This is a genomic window from Ruegeria sp. BE3, from assembly GCF_056538865.1.
Genome location: NZ_JBQFTW010000002.1, coordinates 158,143 through 177,780, shown reverse-complemented (window position 1 = coordinate 177,780; position 19,638 = coordinate 158,143). Strand labels below are relative to the sequence as shown.

General features: G+C 54.4%; 18 protein-coding genes. 9 read left to right on the top strand and 9 right to left on the bottom strand.

The window, feature by feature from the left end; all coding sequences use genetic code 11:
* Window positions 1–48: 48 nt before the first annotated feature.
* Together ACR0AZ_RS08245 and ACR0AZ_RS08240 are read right to left on the bottom strand one after the other, a co-directional pair.
* The gene (locus ACR0AZ_RS08245) at window positions 49–1,299 is read right to left on the bottom strand and encodes an NAD(P)/FAD-dependent oxidoreductase (protein ID WP_480471040.1); all 1,251 of its coding nucleotides are present in this window, start codon (window positions 1,297–1,299) and stop codon (window positions 49–51) included.
* Window positions 1,296–2,429 (bottom strand): enolase C-terminal domain-like protein, encoded by a 1,134-nt coding sequence (locus ACR0AZ_RS08240; protein ID WP_480667199.1) that lies wholly within the window; start codon window positions 2,427–2,429, stop codon window positions 1,296–1,298. Before ACR0AZ_RS08240 ends, ACR0AZ_RS08245 begins: the two co-directional genes overlap by 4 nt.
* 96 nt (window positions 2,430–2,525) lie before the next feature.
* On the opposite strand from ACR0AZ_RS08240, the gene ACR0AZ_RS08235 reads away from it, so the two are divergent.
* On the top strand, window positions 2,526–3,446 hold the full coding sequence (locus tag ACR0AZ_RS08235) for a LysR family transcriptional regulator (protein ID WP_480471042.1): 921 nt from the start codon (window positions 2,526–2,528) through the stop codon (window positions 3,444–3,446).
* Here ACR0AZ_RS08235 and ACR0AZ_RS08230 read toward each other — a convergent pair.
* Window positions 3,407–5,101 carry a thiamine pyrophosphate-binding protein gene (locus tag ACR0AZ_RS08230; protein WP_480485016.1) on the bottom strand — a complete coding sequence of 565 codons (1,695 nt, stop codon included), beginning with the start codon at window positions 5,099–5,101 and terminating at the stop codon, window positions 3,407–3,409. The genes ACR0AZ_RS08235 and ACR0AZ_RS08230 overlap by 40 nt on opposite strands.
* Before the next feature lie 112 nt (window positions 5,102–5,213).
* On the opposite strand from ACR0AZ_RS08230, the gene ACR0AZ_RS08225 reads away from it, so the two are divergent.
* The 3 genes from ACR0AZ_RS08225 to ACR0AZ_RS08215 all read left to right on the top strand — a co-directional run bounded on the left by ACR0AZ_RS08225 (window position 5,214) and on the right by ACR0AZ_RS08215 (window position 7,274).
* Window positions 5,214–5,918, top strand: coding sequence for a GntR family transcriptional regulator (locus ACR0AZ_RS08225; RefSeq protein ID WP_480485015.1), 705 nt, complete (start codon window positions 5,214–5,216; stop codon window positions 5,916–5,918).
* Window positions 5,915–6,625 (top strand): aspartate/glutamate racemase family protein, encoded by a 711-nt coding sequence (locus ACR0AZ_RS08220; RefSeq protein WP_480471045.1) that lies wholly within the window; start codon window positions 5,915–5,917, stop codon window positions 6,623–6,625. Before ACR0AZ_RS08225 ends, ACR0AZ_RS08220 begins: the two co-directional genes overlap by 4 nt.
* Before the next feature lie 355 nt (window positions 6,626–6,980).
* A complete protein-coding gene (locus tag ACR0AZ_RS08215; RefSeq protein ID WP_480471046.1) occupies window positions 6,981–7,274 on the top strand; it encodes a hypothetical protein in 294 nt (97 codons plus the stop codon).
* 420 nt (window positions 7,275–7,694) lie between these two features.
* On the opposite strand, the gene ACR0AZ_RS08210 is transcribed toward ACR0AZ_RS08215, so the two are convergent.
* Window positions 7,695–9,305 carry a GMC family oxidoreductase gene (locus ACR0AZ_RS08210; protein ID WP_480667198.1) on the bottom strand — a complete coding sequence of 537 codons (1,611 nt, stop codon included), beginning with the start codon at window positions 9,303–9,305 and terminating at the stop codon, window positions 7,695–7,697.
* A 605-nt stretch (window positions 9,306–9,910) separates the two neighbouring features.
* Window positions 9,911–11,608 (bottom strand): adenylate/guanylate cyclase domain-containing protein, encoded by a 1,698-nt coding sequence (locus ACR0AZ_RS08205; RefSeq protein ID WP_170769018.1) that lies wholly within the window; start codon window positions 11,606–11,608, stop codon window positions 9,911–9,913.
* A 148-nt stretch (window positions 11,609–11,756) separates the two neighbouring features.
* Between ACR0AZ_RS08205 and ACR0AZ_RS08200 the strand changes: the two genes are divergently transcribed.
* Complete coding sequence (locus ACR0AZ_RS08200; protein WP_371813530.1) at window positions 11,757–12,611, top strand: methyltransferase domain-containing protein; 855 nt, start codon at window positions 11,757–11,759, stop codon at window positions 12,609–12,611.
* A 106-nt stretch (window positions 12,612–12,717) separates the two neighbouring features.
* Here ACR0AZ_RS08200 and ACR0AZ_RS08195 read toward each other — a convergent pair whose 3' ends face one another.
* The 3 genes from ACR0AZ_RS08195 to ACR0AZ_RS08185 all read right to left on the bottom strand — a co-directional run bounded on the left by ACR0AZ_RS08195 (window position 12,718) and on the right by ACR0AZ_RS08185 (window position 15,643).
* Window positions 12,718–13,497, bottom strand: coding sequence for a methyltransferase domain-containing protein (locus ACR0AZ_RS08195; protein ID WP_170379996.1), 780 nt, complete (start codon window positions 13,495–13,497; stop codon window positions 12,718–12,720).
* A 222-nt stretch (window positions 13,498–13,719) separates the two neighbouring features.
* A complete protein-coding gene (locus tag ACR0AZ_RS08190) occupies window positions 13,720–14,292 on the bottom strand; it encodes a carboxymuconolactone decarboxylase family protein (RefSeq protein ID WP_170379995.1) in 573 nt (190 codons plus the stop codon).
* A gap of 478 nt (window positions 14,293–14,770) precedes the next feature.
* Window positions 14,771–15,643, bottom strand: coding sequence for a bile acid:sodium symporter family protein (locus ACR0AZ_RS08185; protein ID WP_170379994.1), 873 nt, complete (start codon window positions 15,641–15,643; stop codon window positions 14,771–14,773).
* A 227-nt stretch (window positions 15,644–15,870) separates the two neighbouring features.
* On the opposite strand from ACR0AZ_RS08185, the gene ACR0AZ_RS08180 reads away from it, so the two are divergent.
* The 4 genes from ACR0AZ_RS08180 to ACR0AZ_RS08165 all read left to right on the top strand — a co-directional run bounded on the left by ACR0AZ_RS08180 (window position 15,871) and on the right by ACR0AZ_RS08165 (window position 19,117).
* Window positions 15,871–16,848 carry an AraC family transcriptional regulator gene (locus ACR0AZ_RS08180; protein WP_237217123.1) on the top strand — a complete coding sequence of 326 codons (978 nt, stop codon included), beginning with the start codon at window positions 15,871–15,873 and terminating at the stop codon, window positions 16,846–16,848.
* 161 nt (window positions 16,849–17,009) lie between these two features.
* Window positions 17,010–17,876: a cysteine hydrolase family protein gene (locus ACR0AZ_RS08175; protein WP_058282012.1), complete on the top strand. Its 867-nt coding sequence runs from the start codon at window positions 17,010–17,012 to the stop codon at window positions 17,874–17,876.
* 48 nt (window positions 17,877–17,924) lie between these two features.
* A complete protein-coding gene (locus ACR0AZ_RS08170) occupies window positions 17,925–18,410 on the top strand; it encodes a YHS domain-containing (seleno)protein (RefSeq protein ID WP_170379992.1) in 486 nt (161 codons plus the stop codon).
* A 137-nt stretch (window positions 18,411–18,547) separates the two neighbouring features.
* Window positions 18,548–19,117 carry a carboxymuconolactone decarboxylase family protein gene (locus tag ACR0AZ_RS08165; protein WP_170473744.1) on the top strand — a complete coding sequence of 190 codons (570 nt, stop codon included), beginning with the start codon at window positions 18,548–18,550 and terminating at the stop codon, window positions 19,115–19,117.
* Window positions 19,118–19,128: 11 nt separating this feature from the next.
* Here the strand turns inward: ACR0AZ_RS08165 and ACR0AZ_RS08160 are convergent, their stop codons facing one another.
* The gene (locus ACR0AZ_RS08160) at window positions 19,129–19,407 is read right to left on the bottom strand and encodes a LysR substrate-binding domain-containing protein (protein ID WP_371813528.1); all 279 of its coding nucleotides are present in this window, start codon (window positions 19,405–19,407) and stop codon (window positions 19,129–19,131) included.
* Between the last annotated feature and the right edge of the window lie 231 nt (window positions 19,408–19,638).

The window sequence follows — 19,638 nt, the reverse complement described above, 5'->3', positions numbered from 1 at the left end:
TTCTCCCTATTGAATTCTGAGAGGCCAATGTTGGGCATCGACCTATTCTTATGTTCCAAAACGTGAAGGCGCGTAGACGCTCATATCCGTATTTGGGGTTCTGCCCACGATCATCTGCGCCAACAGACGCCCCGTCTTGGGTCCGCCTGTCAGACCGATATGGTGATGACCAAAGCCCATATACGCGCCGTTAATCCCCGGAACATCGCCGATGATGGGGATCGAGTCAGCCGGGGCGGGCCTGTGCCCCATCCATTCCACTTCCTCCTTCCATGTCACGCCCGGAAAAGCAGCTCGGGCATTTTTGCGCATCAATTCAAACGGCGCGCGCGAGGGTGGGGCGTCCAGCCCACCAAATTCTACAATACCCGCCAACCGTATGCGCCCGTCCATGGGTGTGGCAACAAATTTGCCGGATGCCACCATGACAGGGCTGCGCGGCATCGCAGAAGGGTCCACCAATTCAAGATGATAGCCACGTTCGCTTTCAAGCGGAACAGAAATGCCCAACCGTTTCGCCAGAGGCCCAGACCATACACCCGCTGTCACAATGGCCGTGTCGCAAGGGATAATGTCGCCGTCCGCACGCACGCCAATAACCCGGCCATCTTCGCGCACGACGTCCTCAACACGGGCGCGGATAATTCGACCGCCTTTAGATTCAACACACGCGGCGAGGTCTTTTACATATCGTCCGGGGTCTGTGATGTGACCGTGATCGGACAGTTTGGCGGCAAAACCAATATCTTCGCTGAACACCGGATCATAATCGTGGAATGCCTTACCTTCCAATTCCTCCCACTGAAACCCGTGCTTGCGTCGTATGTTCCAGCCAAAGGCATCTCCTTCGAAATGCGACCGATCATTGTAGAGAAACAGGTAATCAGACGGAACGATCCACTTTTCAGCTCCCGTGCCAGCCGCCAGGGCTTTGTGATCGTTCAGACTGTCGCCGACGATAGGTGTAAGGGCGGCTGCAATCCGCGCAACATCGTCGGCATTGGCGTGACCAAGATATTGCCTCAACCACGGGAGCAGTTTTGGTAAATAGCCCCATTTCAGGAACAATGGCTGCGAGGGGCTCAGCAACATCTTCGGGGCTTTGCCGATCAGGCCCGGAACCGTCACAGGCACAATAGAACAGGACGCCAGAACACCCCCATTGCCGTGCGAGGTTCCTTCACCCGGCCCGGCCCTGTCGATCAAGATGACATCATGACCGTCTCGTTGCAGCCACACGGCTGCCGAAACGCCTACAATACCTGCGCCGACAATGGCTATGGTCTTCCTTTCACTCATGCCGCCACCGCCTTAGCCACAGCATAATGGTCCAACTTCGCCACGTCGGGTCTGCCACCCAGACCTGGGCCAGAGGGGACGACAACTTGGCCTGCACGAATTTTGAATGGGTCCTCGAGGATGTCTTCTTTCAAGAAATAGGACGCCTGGTAAAATTCACATCCAAGGGTGATCTCTGGTGTTGCGGCGATCATGTGGGTCCCAGCCAGATGCGCCAGGCCCGCCTCGAACATGTCTCCACCGTAGGCTGCCAGGCCATGCGCTGCCGCAATGCGGGCGACCGTTTGCCCACGCGATTGACCTCCCGATTTCATGATTTTTACTGACACGCCGTCGCAAATCCCCTCGCGCGCAGCGCGCTCCATATCTTCGGGTCCAAAGACGCTTTCATCAGCCAGTAACGGCACGTCGATCATCTGTCGCAGCTTTGCCATCATTCCAAAATGATGTGCCCGCACGGGCTGTTCGATGAAATCCGGACTGAACTGAGCCACGTCACGCACTTGCGCCGGAGCTTCTTCGATGCTCAGGCCTTGGTTATAGTCTACCCGCACTGCAAACTCCGGATGATTTTGCATTAGGTATTCGAGCCGCATGATGTCAAAGGCATGATCCTTGAACCCGGTCTTGAGCTTGACGATCCGAACACCATCCTCCTGCAAACGCGCCAGCAGCTCGATATCCTGTGCAAAATCAGGGTTGGCGATTGAGCAACTGAGCGGAATGGTTTCACGGCACCTACCCCCCAGAAGCGACCAGACCGGAACCCCACTGACCCGACCAGCAAGATCGAGCAGAGCGGTTTCCAGCGCTGCCTTGGCTTCAGTACAGTGAGCTACAGCAAAGGCCGCACGCGCCATGATTGCCGAGCGATCACCAATCTTTGCCCCCATCACGAGCGGACGCAGATAGCGATCAAGTGCAGCATAGGTGGCTTCAGGTGTGCCGGTGAACACCGACCAGGGTGACGCTTCTCCGAACCCTTCGGTCCCGTCCTCAGCGCGCAGCCGCAAAACGACAACCTCGCAAGCTCCTTCCACAGCGCCGATGCCATGATCCCGCCGCGACGTGACCGGCAGTTTCAGGTGCCACAGATCGAACCCGATGATTTCCTGGTCCAGATTGCTCATTTCATCCCCTGTTGATGAAAGGAAGCCTGCCTTGACCAGCATATCATTTCAAATACTATATCTTTGCGAGTACATCAGAAAAAATGATACTATACGATGTCCCTACGATTTCGTCAGTTGCAAGCCTTCCACGCCATCATGGAAACCGGGACCGTCACCGGCGCGGCCTCGGTTCTGGGGATCTCACAACCGGGGATCAGCAATCTACTTGCGCAGTTGGAACGCGAGGCTCGATTGCCTCTGTTTGAACGCAACAAGGGGCGTTTGCTGCCGACCCCCGAGGCCGAATTACTCTATCGCGAGGTTGATACGGTCGTACGTGGGCTGGATCATGTGGCGCAGGCTGTAACGGATTTGCAGAATAAGCATCCCGGTCAGTTGCAGGTTGCGGCACCTCATTTGCTCTCGTTCGGTTTCATACCACGCGAGATCGCACGCTTCGCCAAGAGCCGCCCGAACCTGTCAGTCAGTTTTCAGTCACAATATTCATCCAAGATTCAGGAATGGGTGATCTCGGGCCTTTTCGAGATCGGCATTGTCGAGATGCCAATCCTGCACGACACACTAAATTATCAGGTGTTTCAGTTCGAAACACTTGCAACCTTCCCCGAAGATAGCCCGTTGGCGAAACATGACGTTCTGACACCAGAAATTCTCGAGAACGAGCCCTTCATTGTGATGGGGCCTGAGCATCAGACCCATCGTCGGACACGAGACATTTTCCAGACCGCCGGGCACACATGGCGGACGCAGATCCATACGCACCTGTCCGAAAACCTGCTGAGTTTCGTCAAACAAGGTATGGGCGTTGCAATGATCGATCCCTTTACGGTCACGTTTGACGGAGAGAGCGGGTATCAAACCCGTCCATTCCGCCCCGCTGTGATGCTGGACCTTGCCATCATCACGGCTAAGGGCCGCCCACTGTCGACCATCGCACAAGCGTTTCTGGCTCAACTGACCCCGTCAATCGCCTCTTATGCCACCCATTCGGAAACAGGCGCCGCCGCCTCGTGAAGTTGCTGCGAATGGATGTCGACCAGCGTAGGGCCATCATGTTCGATTGCCTGTTTTAGAACCCCGGCCAGTTCCTCGGGGTCTTTGACCGTCCATGACTTCACGCCAAAGGCCGATGCCACCGCCGCATGATCCGTGCGATTGAAATCGACGTTATAGTACCGTTGGCCGAACCCGGAATCCTGCCCGGCCTTGATCCAGCCAAAGACCGAATTCGAGAACACGATTGAGGTGATCGGCATATTGTGCCGCACCATGGTTTCGAACTCGCCGCATGTGAATCCGAACGACCCGTCGCCCATAACAGACAGAGTCTTGACGGATGGCCGCCCTACATGCGCGCCCATCGCTGCACCCAGCGAATACCCCAACGCCCCATGCGCCCGGTTAGTAATGAAATGTCGCCCCGGTTTGCGCCAGCGGTAATGCGCGCTGAAATAGGGACAAGGTGTGCCGGGATCGGCGACCACAATCGCATCATCATCGAGAATATCCATAAGTGAGGCCATGACGGCCTCGGGGCGGATCGGCGTTTCACGGCTCGCGGCGAGCGGAGCGAACGCCGCCATCTTGGCCTCCCACGCGGCGCGCGCCTTCTCGGCACCGCCAAGGCTGGGGAGGTCCTGCCGCGTCTCCAATGCGGTAGCCAAAGCCTCAAGCGCCAGGCGGGCATCGGCGCAGATAGCCACCTCGGTCTGATAATTCGCCCCGATCACCATCGGGTCGCTGTCGATATGGATAATGATGGCGTTGCGGCCCGGACTTCTCCAACGTTCTGTGGTGACTGATCCGGCACGACAACCAATGAATAGAACCACGTCTGCCTGATCGATCACGGACCGGGTCGCTGGCACGCCCCCGTTCGACCCGACAACACCCAAAGCCAGCGGGTCGGACTCGGCGATGGAGCCCTGCCCGGAAACCGTTGTGGCGACTGGCATATCCAACAGATCGGCAACGCGGCTCAGCGCACCTTCCGCACCAGACAGAACCGGCCCGCCACCACAAACAGCAACTGCAGACTTTGCTTTGACCAGTATCTCGGCAGCTGCTTCGACTGCATCCTGATCAGGTCCTGCGCGCTCTGCTGGATAACTTTGATGCCGTTCGTCCGCCCAAATCTCAGCCTCATCCACCTGGCCTTTTTGCGTATCGAACGGAAGAGCCAGATGTGTCGCACCGGGGGTTCCGGTGGTCATCGCCCGGAACGCTGCACGAACCATCGCGGGCAACCGCGTCGCATCGTCCAATGAGGCGTTCCACTTGGCAAGAGGTCGGAACAATCCAGACTGATCCAGCTCGGTTAACGGATACTTCCCCCGGCTTGTTGTTGCCACATCCGAAGTGATTGCCAGGATCGGCACCGAGCTTTCGTTGGCTTCGACAACGCCGGGCAAGATATAGGTTGCCCCGCCTCCTGAAGGTCCTTCGCAGACGCCGGGCTTGCCGGTCACGCGCGCATATCCATCCGCCATATAGGCTGCATGCCGTTCGTCGCGCGTCAGAATATGCTGAATGCCGTGATCCATCCGCGCCATCGCATCATAGAATGGTAGCGTGGTATCGCCGCACAGACCAAACATATGCTTCACGCCATGCGCCTCTAACATGCGTACCATTGCCTCAGCCCCAGTGAGATAATTCGTCCCCGTCATGGCTTGCGATTCCTTTGGATCAAGATTGCACACAATTCTGTATACAGTTTTGTATATTGATTTCAAGAACCGCTTGTGCCACCAGTGGACCGCAACCGAAAGGACGGAAAATATGGCGGGTCCACGCGTCGATGACATCTATGATCAGGTCAAAGCGATGGCGGTCTCTTTCCGTCTACGCCCAGGGGACCGCCTGAACGAAGTGGCCCTGTCGAAAGAGCTGGGCGTCAGCCGCACGCCTCTGCGTGAGGCTCTGAACCGGCTCGTAGCTGAACGATTGTTCGATTTCCGTCCTGGTCAGGGTTTTTTCTGCCGCCCGCTTGATGCGCAAAGTGTGTTTGACCTGTTCGAACTGCGGCAGATTATTGAGGTCGCCGCCGTCCGTACCGCATGTAACAAGGCAACAGATGATGAGCTCCAGTCGCTACGCGAGGAACTCTACGCGACGGGGATCGACATCACCGGCCTGACCGTCGAGGAAGCCGTGAACCGGGATGAGGCATTCCATTTGGAGATCGCCAGATTGTCCGGCAACGCAGAGCTTCTGCAGACGCTGATCCGGATCAATGAACGCATCCGCTATATCCGCTGGATCTCAATGAGCATGGACCGTCTTCATCGTTCGAAAGACGAACATAAGGAGGTGATGAAAGCACTTCTGGACCGCAACGAAAACGACGCCGCACGCATTTTAGGCGCTCATATCACTAAGCGAATGGATCAGGTACAAGAGGCGGTGCGGCAAGGGATTTCCAGCATCTATATGGAAGGATCCGACGTCATTTCGACCCGCATCATCGAGGAGGCAGAAGCATGATCGCTCAAGGCGGTAAATCCATCTACGGCGCTTCTGTCGGAATCCTCATGCTGGATGCACAGTTTCCTCGTATCCCCGGCGATATGGGTAATGCGCTGACCTGGCCATTTCCGGTACTCTATCGCATTGTCCGCGATGCCTCACCCGACCGGGTTGTCCGGCACAAGGCCGAAGGTATGCTAGACGCCTTCATCGAAGCTGCGCAGGATCTGGTCAAAGATGGAGTGGATGGTATCACCACCAATTGCGGATTTCTGTCACTGTTTCAAAAGGAGCTTTCCGAGGCCGTCCCGGTCCCGGTCGTTACGTCCTCGCTGATGCAGGTCGACATGGTGAACCGCACGCTTCCAGCGGGCAAGCGCGCCGGGGTTTTGACGATATCGGCCTCGACCCTCACCAAGGATCACCTACAGGCTGCACAGGTACCTCCGGACACACCCATCGGCACCACAGAAGGGGGCCGCGAGTTTACGCGAGCCATACTCGATAATGAGATGGCACTGGATATCGAGAAAGCCCGCGCGGACAACGTTGAAGCAGCCCTTGTACTTCAGTCGAACTATCCAGAGCTTGGAGCTATTGTTCTGGAATGCACGAATATGTCCCCATATGCGGCGGACATTCTGCAGGCGACAGGCTTGCCGGTCTATTCAATGGTCTCACTCGTTAGTTGGTTTCAATCGGGGCTGACGCCTTCGATCTACTAGCAGAACACCCAAAACTCGCGAGTGACACACAGTTCTTAATGTGTTGTCAAATCGCACGGCTTAGATCAGGTGTTCTTGCACTCTGAACACCGGTTGCCGGGTGCATGGTTGTCTTCGCGGTCGACATCAGCCGCCGCATTATGGAGCTTCGCGAAGGTAGCCTTCCAAATTTAGACGACGCACTCAGCTAATCCAGCTATCACGGTGCCCCTAATTGCTGGACGCAGACGTGCTCGAAGCAGAATCTTGGAATTTGTGCCCTTGATTTCCAGATATCCGCAGGTCGCCGAGACGTGATTACCCGTTCCCGTAGCAAAAGCACTATGGGTTCACCTGCCCTATTCATGACTAGCTTATGCGGCGGACCACGGTCTCAGGCGGGGGTTCTTTTCGCTTGATATCGGCGAGGTCGAAGCACCAACCGATACGTAAAACCGCCCTTTTCCTCGAACTTATCGCCTTCTATGAGCGCACCCAAAAAAGCGAAAAGGCAAGAGTGGCTGAACTCGAAGGCGAGCTTCGTGAAGCCAAGGTGCAGGAGGAAAAACTGGCGGTGGAACTGGAACGAATGGTCCGTCGGCAAAATCGCTATTGCATCTGCTCGCAGAGCAAAGTGTATAAGGAATACCGAGCTATCGTCGTGTCTTGAACGAAAGTCGACAGAGCGCATCAAATCTTACGATGTACTCTCCAAAATCTATGCCCACTCTCAGACCAAACCGGACATTCGCAACAAGACTGTGCAACTGCCGAGATGCGGGACAAAGCGAACCTTCGTTGTATACGCCCCAATGTCTGCTTCCAGACATCTGAAAAGAAACGGGCGTTTTTTGATCCATAGGTACTGGCAGGGGGATTATGGCCTGTGTGCGGAATAAGAGACGGAGGTAAACCGATACTGATGTTTGATCTGCAACAAGTGGGAGCAGACATTCTGCCAATGGTGGGCATTCTGATATCTCGTATCAGCCAGGCGGTTGTGTTTACTTTCCGAAAGCATTTTATTGCAGATTTATGCTGCATCCCGGATTACCTCGCGCGGTAGTCACGTTTCTTGTCATGGCCCAACTTAAGTAGTTGAAATTTGAACACGGATAGATTTGGCTGCCCTGTGTCCGATCATCATGCTCGGAGCATTTGTATTTGCCGAAGTGATTTTTGGCATGATCGAGGCGTCGGCCACCCAAAGGCCATCAATACCCTTAACGTTCAGATCTGGCGTGATTGGGTTTGTACCATCGACTCCCATGCTAATCGTTCCTACTGGGTGGTAAGCCGTTCCGCAGTGAGATCGCACATAATCAGCAATCTGTGCGTCAGTAACCACACACTCACCCGGATATACCTCCGGTGCTGACATATACTCAAACGGCGCGGCAGCAAGAACATGCCGCAATTTCTTTATTCCTTTGACCAGAACAGCAACGTCGGCAGGATCGGAAAGGATGCCAAGATCGATCTCGGGCGAAATGCGCGGGTCCTTTGATACCAGTGAAAGTTGGCCTCGCGACAAGGGTCGACACACGCCAACATCCGCAAAGTAGCCCGAACCAAGTGTGATCGAACGGCCTTTATGACCCATCATATAAGGAATGAAGTGGGTCTGTACGTCCGGCCTGATGTCGCCATCCGGCCCTGGGGGCATCGCTCGAAAGAATGCACCGGCCTCAACGAAATTGGAAGTCATGCGGCCCTGCCGCTGCAAGAGCCAGTGGAAGGGTGAAACTGCCCAGGCCAGAGCCTGGTTCGCCGTCAGGCCGTAGCCGGAGTTTGGTCCCTTGTGATGAACGCCGCAAGCTGGATGGTCGTGCAAGTTTTTGCCTACCCCCGGCGCATTTACTTGGACGTTGATACCAAGTTCTTGGAGATGAGCGGCTGGGCCGACGCCAGATCGCATCAGAATCGCGGGTGACCCAATGCTTCCAGCGCTTAGGATAATACCGCACCGTGCGGTGACAATCCTTCGGTCTACGAGAACAACGTGTCTGGCGCGATCTACTTCAAATTCAATCCGATCGACATTGGCTCCCGTTATCGTTTCCAATCGGCCGGTCTGTTTTGCAGGGCGAAGAAAAGCGTCCGCTGCGGACCAACGCCGGCCGTTTCGCATATTTGTGTGAAAGACGCCTGCACTTTCGTGTTCCGGTGTAGGAGGCGCAAAGCCATTCGAACCAAACGATCGACCGAATGCCTCAGAAATTGGATGCGGCTCCGGTAGTCTGCGCGGTTCAATACGGGCTTCGACCTCTTCGTAGTCCTGTTCGACGTCCGACCACGACCATCCTGGCACCGACCAGTTGTCAAAATCGTCATGACGACCGCGAAACCAAACCATCGAGTTGATCGAGCTGGACCCACCCAGCATTCGGCCGCGGTTAACGTCCAGAATACGATTTGCCGCGCCAGGTTGGGACTTCGATTTGAATTTCCAGTCCCGGCTGCTCCCCATTGTGTAAAGAAGCCCAAACGGTATTTTCACCTGCGGGACGGCATCCGTGGGCCCGGCTTCCAAAACGCATACCGTCCCAATATTCGCTTCGGCGAGGCCGCTAGCTACTGCACAGCCCGCTGACCCCGCGCCAACAACCACAAAGTCAAACTCCAAAACCCAGCTCCTGATTTGATCTGTAACTCTTGAAAATTGCCAATTATTCGGCAATCCGGCTAACAAGCTGATCACCTACTACTTCAAGTTCGAATACGATTGCAACTTTTTTCAGATTTGCCGAACTGGAGAAGACTTCTGCTCGTGGGTGGTTGGCTTGATCAGAACTGATATAGTTATTTTTCTTTTTGCTACGTTTTTCAATTCCAATATTGGTCGGAATGCATACTCATGCAAAAAAGATCCGAGACTAAGATTCAACTACACGTTCAACAAGATGCTTTGATCATCCACTTGCGATACGAACCCAAGGTCTCAAACGGGCTCGTTCCAAGCCTTCTCTAGATAGTAGGATGTGCCAAAACTCAACCGTGTGTGTCACCGGCGGTAACGGTCATTTTTGTCCCTCATAACCGCCCCGACAGAATCCCTGAAATATCTTGTGCCGCAAACCCTTGGCAAAACCGCATCTGGTTTTGTCACGTTATTGGCCACCCTTGAAGAGCAGACGTCAGTGCGATGCGCAGCATCGGTCGAAGTGGGCTCAGTGTTTCCGTTCTCTGCGGCTTGCATGATTGACTGGTCGCAGCCCGAAGCGGACAATCAAATCCGAGCCTTTTAGTAAAAAAGATGCGTTAACAAGCTTTCGAATTAACCAACTCAACTTGGTTCCGGCACTGCTATTCTGGCAACCCTGCCCTGCGAAGCGCTTCAAAGTAACGTTCAGCGCCTTCAGAGCCACCATAGTCCACGTTGCTACGCCACTTCGAAATCGTCTCACCAGGTTCCATTTGCAGCATTTGCGTCAAAGCAGCAGACGCCTCTTCAGGTTCCCCAAGCATTGCGTGAGCAGCAGCCCTCGTGCTGTGGAGCGGGGCATAGTTCTTTGAAAAGCGCAAACCTGCCTCTGCGTAGGCGATAGCATCGCGGTCTCGACCAAGCATTACGCAAGAGGTGGCAGCACCTCCGGAAGCCCCCACGAAAACGGCACCATATCGGCCCAACCGAAGCGCCGTCTGAAAACAGCTTAGTGCCATTTTAGGAAACCCAGCCCAGTTGTACCCCCACCCCATAAACAAATGCAGACGGGCATCCAATGGCGCCCTTTGCCGGATTTGCTCAAGCGCCACGGAGAGCCGATCCGCATCTCTGTCTACATTGTAGTCAGCCACAGCGACACTCAGATCAAGAGTTGGGCTTTGCCCCGCCATGTGTCGTCCGGCCTCGATCCAGTCTGGCAGTTTCTCATAGTAGGATGACAGTTCGCGACGAAGATCATAGGTGCTCGCGCCATTCATTGTCCAAATAGCTTCCGCATAGGCCGCCGCGAGGGTTGGTTTGGTTTCTATGGCCCTGGCGTGGTACGATAGCGCCTCTTCGTAGCTGCCGATGCCGGCATCCGACCAAGCGATCATGCCCATCAAAACGCATTGCTCGGCTGTCAGTTCGTCTTCTGGCAACGCGGAGAGCTTTGCGGTCTCAGACTGGATCAAGATTCCGCTAACCGCATCCAATAGCTTTTCCACGACCTCGTCCTGCCAATCAAAGATGGCATCGACCGAACCGTCGAACTTCTGGGTCCAGATTTCAGAACTAGAAGAGTCACTTAAGCGGGCTTCCAGACGCAATCGGTCGCCGTGTCCACGCAACACACCGCGAAGTGCATATCCCTCTGATGGTTCTGTGGAAGATATCGCTGCGTTTAACCAGTTGATCGTTCGAAAATAAGAACCGAAATCTGAAGTGAGAGCCGCGGCCATTTCCTTTAACTCAGTGCTTTGGTCGCTGCACGTGACAGGATGGATGGATAACTTTGGCAAGCTCGTCTCTGTGAAAGAAGGCGAGCTTTGCGATGCACCCAGGTGTGGTCCATCGTGAATCCACACATCCAGGCTGCGCTGGATGTTCTTAAGCCTCTTCTTCCCTACAGCTTTGAATGCGTCTGCCAGAGTGTGTTCAAGGTTCAAGTGTACGGGTTCAGAAATTGCGATGCCACCGGTTGGCGCAATGCTCTCAAGCCGAGCGGCAATATTCACGCCGTCGCCCAGAATGTCGTCACCTTTTTCTGTGACATCGCCCACATGAACGCCGATCCGCAGGTTCATTAACGAGTGTTCAGCCAACTGCTCTTGTAGCCGGATTGCTGCGGTTACAGCTCGCGCCGCGCTGTCAAATTGCACCAACCAACCATCGCCCATGCTTTTCACGACACGACCTGACTGGCCTGCTATCGTTGGGGCGAAGATGTCGCTTTCCAGGTGATCAAGCATTAGAATTGTGGCTTGCTCATCTTGGTGCATAAGCGCCGAATACCCAACGACATCCGCGGCTAGAATTGCCGCCAACCTTCGTTGCAACTGTTGCCCCTTGTTCGACATGCGTTCGACGATAGATGATGCGGCCCTCTACTCCAACTGCCTGAATACGAGGTTCGCTCAGGGCTTTTTACTGAAGCTCCTTGCCCTTGGCATAAACCTCCTATTTGCCCCAAGTTAAGCATTTCGGCACGGCTTGTGCTTGATTCAGGTGATGCTAGGATTTTTGGTAGAGAATACTGAGCAGTATTGGAGGCTGGTGGGGATGGCTGATCCGTTTCAAGATGTAGATGCTGCGGGAGCGGAGTTCATTTCCGCATTTGCCGACTCGATGGACGCGCGTCAGGCCGACCCCACAATGGAAAAGATCGTTTCAGACTATCTGGCCAAACTTTTGTTTGCGAAAGATAGCCTAACGATTGAAGTCGGATGCGGTGCAGGAGCTGTCACGCGCCGCATTGCGGAGAAGGCCAAACCCGCGCGTGTTATTGGTTTCGAGCCGTCTGTAGGCTTTGTGACCGAAGCAAGGGCGCGGGTTGGGGGCCACGACAATGTGGAGTTTGAGGTCGCAGGAGGAGCGTCGCTTCCCCTGGATGATGGCTCAGTTGATAACGTGATAATGCACACAGTGCTTACCCATGTGGAAGATCCGGCACCTCTTTTAGCCGAAGCAGGGCGCGTCCTTCGGTCGGGGGGGTGTCTCGTAGTGTGTGACGCTGACTTTTCGAAAGCGTCACTGGGAAACATGCCGAACGATCCCCTGGGCGCCTGCGCCAAGATATTTGTGAACGAGTTCGTGACCGACCCATTTGTTGTCGCCAAGCTGCGCGGCCTGGCCTCCAATGCGGGGTTCACAGTTGAAGACTTCAGTCTTCAAAGCAGAAGCATTCTGGACAACGACCAAATGCTCCCTTGGGTCGAAGAGACTGGAAAGGTGCTAATGAAACGCGGTGAAATTGGAGAGGATCTGCACAATGGATTGGTCGCCGAGTATCGCCGTCGAGCAAGAGAGCGCACACTTTTTGGCTATCAGGTATTTGCAACACTGATTTCGAGGCGGCCCTAACTCTTGGCATTCGAGTTGCGACGGTAGACAACAGTCAGCCACCAACCCTGCTCCATAAGATGGTTTAGCGAGCGCAGCCGAGGTCAAGGGGCGCGTTGTAGAACGATCAATCCTTTTTGCGCACCACGACGATAAATTGGGTCATCGAAAAGAAGAAGCGCCCAACTTTTGCAAGGCTGAACTGTTCGTCAAACCACGATAGTGCAAAAGCGGGGTCAACATGATCATTTGCAACAGCGTATTGCTTCATGAGGTGCATCATCATGATTGCGAGGCCATCAGGCTTTAACTGGTGATCTGTCATTGTGAACGACAATACATCTTCCACATGGTCGCCACGCGCTTTGATCAGTGCGGGCAGTCTTTCCGGGAGGGAACCACTCACAAAGTGCTGGTTCCAGGAAGTCAGCATCTTTTGCATTCTGTCGGGCTCATCGCTGAACCAGATCAAGCTGCCAAAGTGTAGATCGCTGATGACGAGGCGCCCGCCGGGTTTGACGCACCGCAGCGTGTCAGCCAACGCACCGTCTACGTCTTCGATGTACTCAAAGACCTGTACCGAGACGGCCTTGTCAGCACTCTCATCCTCAATGGGCAAGCTATTTGCGGCACCAGCACGAAACTCCACGTTTGCGTAGTCGCTGCACCGTTCTCTAGCAGCTGCCGTCATGTCAGCGCTTGGGTCGATCCCGATGACATAGCCATCCGAGCCAACTGCCCGGGCCAACTCAACTGTTAACATCCCGTTGCCACAACCGATGTCCAAAATAGTTTCACCAGGAGCCGGGCACAGCGCATCAAATGAAGCCTGTCTTCGCCGCGTCAGTTCTGCGCCTTGATAGGCGATTTCAAGTAATTTCGTTGTTTCAGCGTCAAATTTAAGCAACTCGCTCCCCTTACAAAGACCACAAGTCTCCAAAACTTATCAGAAATTGGGTTATCTAAGAAAAGCAGGATGGATCGTTGAGTTTTGAGCATGGATCCACCAACAATAAATGAATGCGCCGACTGGTATCGACGTATTGGTTAACCTCGGGAGATAAGGCCGCTTCTGCCGCGATATCGGGCCAGCTTTTTGTCGTCGTTCGAAAGTTCGAGCAACATCAATTCAAGGGATGTCGAGGCCGTTCTCTCGTCCGAAATCGGTATAGAAAGTGTCGCTGCGGTATCGATCCAAAGTGGCTTCGTCTGCTTGTCTTGGGTCGTTGCCAGGGCTCTGGACACCGGTTCCTTCTATGAAACGGTTCACGAGATTAAAGACACCACAGACCTGGATAGCATCGAACAGCGCGCTCTCTGACCAGCCTGCCGCGTAGACCGCATTTGCGTCGGCTTCTGTCATTCGCGATGGCGAGACGGTGAGCTTTTCAATGTATGCCAGTAACGGTTGGAGATGGTCTTCGATTGGTGCCGTATCGCGGTCTTCCATCAGTGCCTCGATTGTCTCGACCTCAATGCCGTAGGCTTTGGCGAAAACGATGTGTGCGCCATGGCAATACGCACAAGCATTCAAGCCCGAGACATAGGCTGCAATCAATTCACGTTGGGCAACCGATAGGTCGCTCTCTCCTCTCATCACCAAGCTTTCGTACGCACAAAGCGGAGAAAGCTTGTCCGGAAAGGCTTGATAAACACTTCCCAGTGTCGCGTTCTCGGGCAGAGATGGAAACAGGCGTTTCATTCAATTCTCTTTCAATCTTGCTTTGGATCACTTCGTCTCAAAATGAGGAAGCAACGATGTGTACGCAACCTTAACGCAAATCCGGGTTCCGCACAGAATTTCCGTTGGAACACTACGAACGGCAGGTTTGCCTAACGAGACCCCAGCAAGTTCGTCGTTTGGTTAAAGGCAATTTCATTTGAGCCGTTCTCGTAAGTCTTCAAAGGATGGATTGAGCTCAAAACCGGGGCTTCACATCCAAGCGTGGTGACTTCCGCCTTGCGGACAAAACTGACCTTGGAGTCTACACCTTCGCTGACGCAGGATCCACCGCACTGGCGGCAACAGTTTTCCCCTCCAACAGGGAAAATCGCCAAAGCGGCCGTTCCACAGAGGGCTTGGGAGCTCCTTGATCGCTCTTTGACCAGATGGCGCTCCGGCATGGAAACTAAGGGACTTGGCCCAGCCCATAATCAGAGCTGGCAAATAGGCGTCAGGATCATAAAATTGGGCTTCTTCGCGCAAGGAAAGCGAACACAGGCAACATTGTTACGATCCAGACCACGCTATAAATTGCGGATGGGATGGCATATTCGCTTAACCCATTGGTGTTAGGCAACAGCAAGGTGGCAATTGCGATCCCCAAAGCTCCGTTTTGAACGCCGGTCTCAATTGAAATCGTCTTCGCCTCGATGTCTGTGCATCCGAGCATCCCTGAACTCATGATGCCAATAAACGTGAGTGACGCACCTACAACCAAAAGTGCGGGTCCAAGCCTAAGGAAGTTATCCGCGACCACCACCCAGTTTGAAATGATCGCGCCTCCAATGACCAGCGCAAAAAGTAGCATAGAGACCTTGCTAAAGACTGGTTCGACAGCGGCTACAATACGCGGCGCCAATGACCGCGCGGTCACCCCGACTAGGATTGGAGAAGCTGTTAAAAAAAACATTGCTAAAGCCGTCGAAGAGATGTCGATGGCGGGCGCAGTTGCCCCCATGAACATCTGCATCGAAAACCCCAGGATAAGCGGTACGGTAACGACACAAGTCAGACTGAAGACTGCTGTAAGAGTAACGGACAAAGCAACATCCCAATTCGAAAGCTTGGTTACGATGTTACTGATCGCCCCGCCCGGACAGGCCGCTAAAATCATAATGCCAACGGCTGTCTCGGTGGAAATCCCAAAGATAAAGATCACCATCAAAGCGATGCAAGGCAGCAAAATGATCTGGTTGAGAGCCCCGACGCAAAAGGCACGTGGACGTCGTCCGATGCGTTGAAAGTCAGCCGCTGTGAGTCCGAGGCCAAGGCAGAACATGATGACAACAACTGCGAGCGGCAGCAGCACAGATATAAAAATTTCGCCCATCTACCATGACCTCTATGACTGCATGCTTCTTCACGCTTTCGGACGATACCGTTCAGAAAACCTGATGACGAGTTTTATCAGTTTGGCGCATTTATCCTCAAGCGCCCGAAGATCGAGGCTGTCTTTATTTATTATACCTATCACTGGGTGGGACGATCTGGTGTGAAAGAGCATTCCAGTGCTAATCTCACTGTATGGCAAGTGTAACTTACGCATTCGCCCGCGCGATGGCCAACGCCGCCGGGATGACGCTGAACGACGATGGCGCCCTGATTTCGAATGGCGCTGTCGTGCTGCGTTTACCAGAAGCTCAAGACGGCCAATTGGCGGATGATGCGTATTTCGATTTGATAGATTGGATTCGTGCGCAACAAGCGGATGAGGTTGCGTTGGTTGAGGCCTATGCGAACGCGATTGCGACCGATGATCTCGGCGTCCTTGGCCTGGCTGTAAAGACAGCTCCCACCTTGCGGGAATCTTTGCAACGGATTGAACGTTATTTTCGTCTCGTCACGGACACCGCAGTTTACAGACTTGACGAAACCGGCGATCCGGTCCTTTGGATATTTGAAGGGCAAACGCCACATCGCGCCGCCTTGGAATTGCGCAACGAATGCGCGCTTGCCGCCTTTGCACGGAATATGTATCGGTTTGTGGGTGCTGGATTGTCGCTCGAATATGTCGCGTTCAAACATGCGTGCCGACAAGAGCATGAACGTTACGCCCAGCATTTTGCTTGTCCCGTGCAATTTGGTACTGACCACAACGCCATTGCTATGCGCCCTGCTATGCTGGAAAGCGAAAATCGTCTTGGCGATCCGGGCTTGTCAGATTTCATGACGAAGCACCTGGATGAGGAGTTCAACTCTCGCGATGACGACACCTCACTGAGCCAAGCAATTGTCCACCGGCTTACGCCAGCCCTAAGTAACGGCGCACCGCAGGCGGCGCATGTCGCCCAAGAGATGGGAATGAGCGAGCGCACTCTTTACCGCAGGTTGGCCGAAGAAGGGCTGACCTATCGCGACGTTCTTGGTCAGGCACAAGTTGCACTCGCTCGTGACCTGCTCCGTGACGGTAAGGCTTCCATAGCCGAGATCGCCTTTATGACCGGGTTTTCGGAACAGAGCACGTTCAGCCGCGCCTTCAAGCGCTGGGTTGGCCAGGCTCCGGCACGATTCAGGCAGCAGGCGACCTCCGACTAGGCACACACCTCAAGACCACATGGCAGGTTCGGCCAAAACCTTGGCAGGGCGGGCCGATACCTCAATCGATGTGGCGCCTAACTTCTTCTTTGTCAGATCCACCTGGGGCGCTCCCGAGTAAAGCAAACCCATTTGCCCCTCTCAGACAAAGGAAATTTGCAATGAGCAATCATGACCACAAACATGGAGCAAGCTGCGCTTGCGACGTCACGCCCGAACGCGTTGATATGGCGCGCCGGCGACTCTTGCAACAAGCCGCCGGTGCGGCCGCGGCAGGTACAACAATAGTGGCTGGCGGGCAGGCCCTTGCCGCGACCGACGAAGCACGCGCCTACTATGCTGACCCGGAAAATCCAGGCCTTCCCCAAATCGACATGACCATCGAGCCGGGGCGTACTGCGCTTGTGGTGACCGACCCCCAGATTGATTTTTTGTCAGAAGACGGTGTGACGTGGGGTGTCGTTGGCGAAAGCGTGACCGAACAGGGCACGGTCGATAATATCGAACGGCTTTTCATTGCCGCCAAGGCTGCGGGGATGCCGGTCTTCATCTCGCCCCACTATTACTACCCGCATGACCACAAGTGGGAGTTCGAGGGCACTCTGGAAGCCACGATGCACAGCATCGGCATGTTTGACCGCCTGGGACCGCTCAATTTGGACAACTTCGAGGGCTCAGGTGCCGACTGGATGCCGCAATACAAGAAGTACATCGAGGATGGCGAAACCATCATTTGCTCGCCACACAAGGTTTATAGCCCTGCTCAGAATGACCTGAACCTGCAATTGCGTAAACGCAAGATCGACAAGGTGATCCTCGCGGGGATGTCGGCGAACCTGTGTACGCAGGCGCATCTCTACGAGCTGCTGGAGCTGGGCTACGAAGTCGCTGTCGTTCGCGATGCCACAGCCGGGGCCAAGGTGCCTGAAGGTGACGGGTATCTCGCCGCCATAATCAACTTCCGAATGGTCGCCAACGGCGTCTGGTGGACCGACGACGCGGTTGAGCGCATTGGCCAATCGGCCTGACCCAAATCGATCTTCAAATTTGATCCCGACATCCTGAAAGGACATATCATGACACGCATCTTTACATTTCCCGCACTTACAACAGCGTTGACTCTCGCCCTGGCGGCGGCGGCATTGGCTGACGATGAATACAACGTTTCGAACAGTCTTACCTTGACCGGGCAGCCCCTCGGCATGCATGGCGTCGATCCTGTATCGATGTTTGAAGCCGAAAAACCCGAAATGGGCAACGCCACTTTTACATCGGCCCATGATGGAGTGGACTACTATTTTGCGTCGCAGGCAGCGCAAGCCACATTCGAGGCGGATCCGACGGCACATCTGCCTCAATTCGGCGGGTTCTGCGCCTTTGGCGTCTATGTAGGCAAGAAGCTTGATGGCGATGTTCGGTATGCCGATATCGTGGACAACAAGCTCTATCTCTTTGTGAATGAGGACATCTTCAAGAAATACCTTGAGGACAAAGAGACCGTGATCCAAGGCGCCCATGCCAAGTGGGCAGACATCCACCACACGCCTGTCAGCAGCCTTTGATCGAGGAATTTGGTGGCTTTTGCCGGTCGGAGCCACCGCTGCCTCTCCCCTCCCCAAAAGGCCGGCATTTCTCCAAGACGCCCTGTCCGCAATGACAATTCGCGAGCGTCGAAAACTCTTCCCAAAGGAAACCAGACATGACTGATTTTGAGACCTATACAATCGCCTCAGCCCCTGATGCCGCGAAACCAATTCTGGAAGCATCGCTGAAAGGATATGGTTTTGTGCCCAACCTTTATGCGGCCATGGCCGAAGCGCCCGCAATTTTGGAAGGCTATACGACACTTTCCAACATCTTTGGAAAGACCAGCCTGTCAGAGACTGAGCGCCAGATCATCCTTATGACTAACAACCGGTTGAACGGGTGCAAGTACTGCATGGCCGCCCATACCACTCTTTCACAGATGGCCGGTGTCCCCGAAGACGTGATCGCAGCGTTACGCGATGGCAGCCCTATCGCCGACCCCAAATTGGAAGCACTGCGCAAATTCGTCATCGTGATCAACGAAAGCCGAGGCTGGCCCAGCGACGCACAGGTCGAGGCGTTTCTGACGGCTGGCTATACCCGCCAGACCATGCTGGAAGTCATCCTTGGCACAGCGTTGAAAATCCTGTCGAACTATACGAACCATGTGGCGGAAACGGCTTTGGATGATGCGTTTGTCCCAAATGCATGGACCGCCTCATCCGCGGCGGCGGCTGAATAACGCGATATTGCCTAATTGTTGGTCTTGCGCTTAGGCCTGAGTTTGGTTCTGGCCAATAAGGGAATCCGATTTGAGACGTTCGACCGAAAATCAACAAAAGCGCGTACCTTCGCAGACACGGTTCGACCCTCTTGATGCACAAGATGGATGGGAACCTCGGGTGGCTCATATGACTTCATGACAGTCTTGAGCCGCCCATCTGCAATGTAGGGTGCCACCTGATACGACAAAAGCCGTCCGATCCCATGACCTTGCAACGCCAACTCAATCACGGCGTCATTAGTATTCATGCTGATGCGTGGGTTCACTCGTTTGGTTATGCTCTTTCTACCGCTTTGAAAATGCCATTGGGCGGATGCATTCAGGGCAGTAGAATTAATGATCGCCGACCTTGTGGCTCTCCACAGCCCGGGAGGAGTGGTTTCCGAGGCACTGTCCATTGGTAAGCAGGTGAGAGGTGCTGAGCTTTCTACAGCCGTTCTAGCTGGCTCGATGTGCGTGTCGTCATGTCCTTACATCCT

Excerpts from the sequence above, each read along its gene's own strand:
- ACR0AZ_RS08245 (WP_480471040.1), bottom strand. The coding sequence starts at position 1,299 with ATGAGTGAAAGGAAGACCATAGCCATTGTCGGCGCAGGTATTGTAGGC.
- ACR0AZ_RS08240 (WP_480667199.1), bottom strand. The coding sequence starts at position 2,429 with ATGAGCAATCTGGACCAGGAAATCATCGGGTTCGATCTGTGGCACCTG.
- ACR0AZ_RS08235 (WP_480471042.1), top strand. The coding sequence starts at position 2,526 with ATGTCCCTACGATTTCGTCAGTTGCAAGCCTTCCACGCCATCATGGAA.
- ACR0AZ_RS08230 (WP_480485016.1), bottom strand. The coding sequence starts at position 5,101 with ATGACGGGGACGAATTATCTCACTGGGGCTGAGGCAATGGTACGCATG.
- ACR0AZ_RS08225 (WP_480485015.1), top strand. The coding sequence starts at position 5,214 with ATGGCGGGTCCACGCGTCGATGACATCTATGATCAGGTCAAAGCGATG.
- ACR0AZ_RS08220 (WP_480471045.1), top strand. The coding sequence starts at position 5,915 with ATGATCGCTCAAGGCGGTAAATCCATCTACGGCGCTTCTGTCGGAATC.
- ACR0AZ_RS08215 (WP_480471046.1), top strand. The coding sequence starts at position 6,981 with ATGCGGCGGACCACGGTCTCAGGCGGGGGTTCTTTTCGCTTGATATCG.
- ACR0AZ_RS08205 (WP_170769018.1), bottom strand. The coding sequence starts at position 11,608 with ATGTCGAACAAGGGGCAACAGTTGCAACGAAGGTTGGCGGCAATTCTA.
- ACR0AZ_RS08190 (WP_170379995.1), bottom strand. The coding sequence starts at position 14,292 with ATGAAACGCCTGTTTCCATCTCTGCCCGAGAACGCGACACTGGGAAGT.
- ACR0AZ_RS08185 (WP_170379994.1), bottom strand. The coding sequence starts at position 15,643 with ATGGGCGAAATTTTTATATCTGTGCTGCTGCCGCTCGCAGTTGTTGTC.
- ACR0AZ_RS08180 (WP_237217123.1), top strand. The coding sequence starts at position 15,871 with ATGGCCAACGCCGCCGGGATGACGCTGAACGACGATGGCGCCCTGATT.
- ACR0AZ_RS08175 (WP_058282012.1), top strand. The coding sequence starts at position 17,010 with ATGAGCAATCATGACCACAAACATGGAGCAAGCTGCGCTTGCGACGTC.
- ACR0AZ_RS08170 (WP_170379992.1), top strand. The coding sequence starts at position 17,925 with ATGACACGCATCTTTACATTTCCCGCACTTACAACAGCGTTGACTCTC.
- ACR0AZ_RS08165 (WP_170473744.1), top strand. The coding sequence starts at position 18,548 with ATGACTGATTTTGAGACCTATACAATCGCCTCAGCCCCTGATGCCGCG.
- ACR0AZ_RS08160 (WP_371813528.1), bottom strand. The coding sequence starts at position 19,407 with ATGAATACTAATGACGCCGTGATTGAGTTGGCGTTGCAAGGTCATGGG.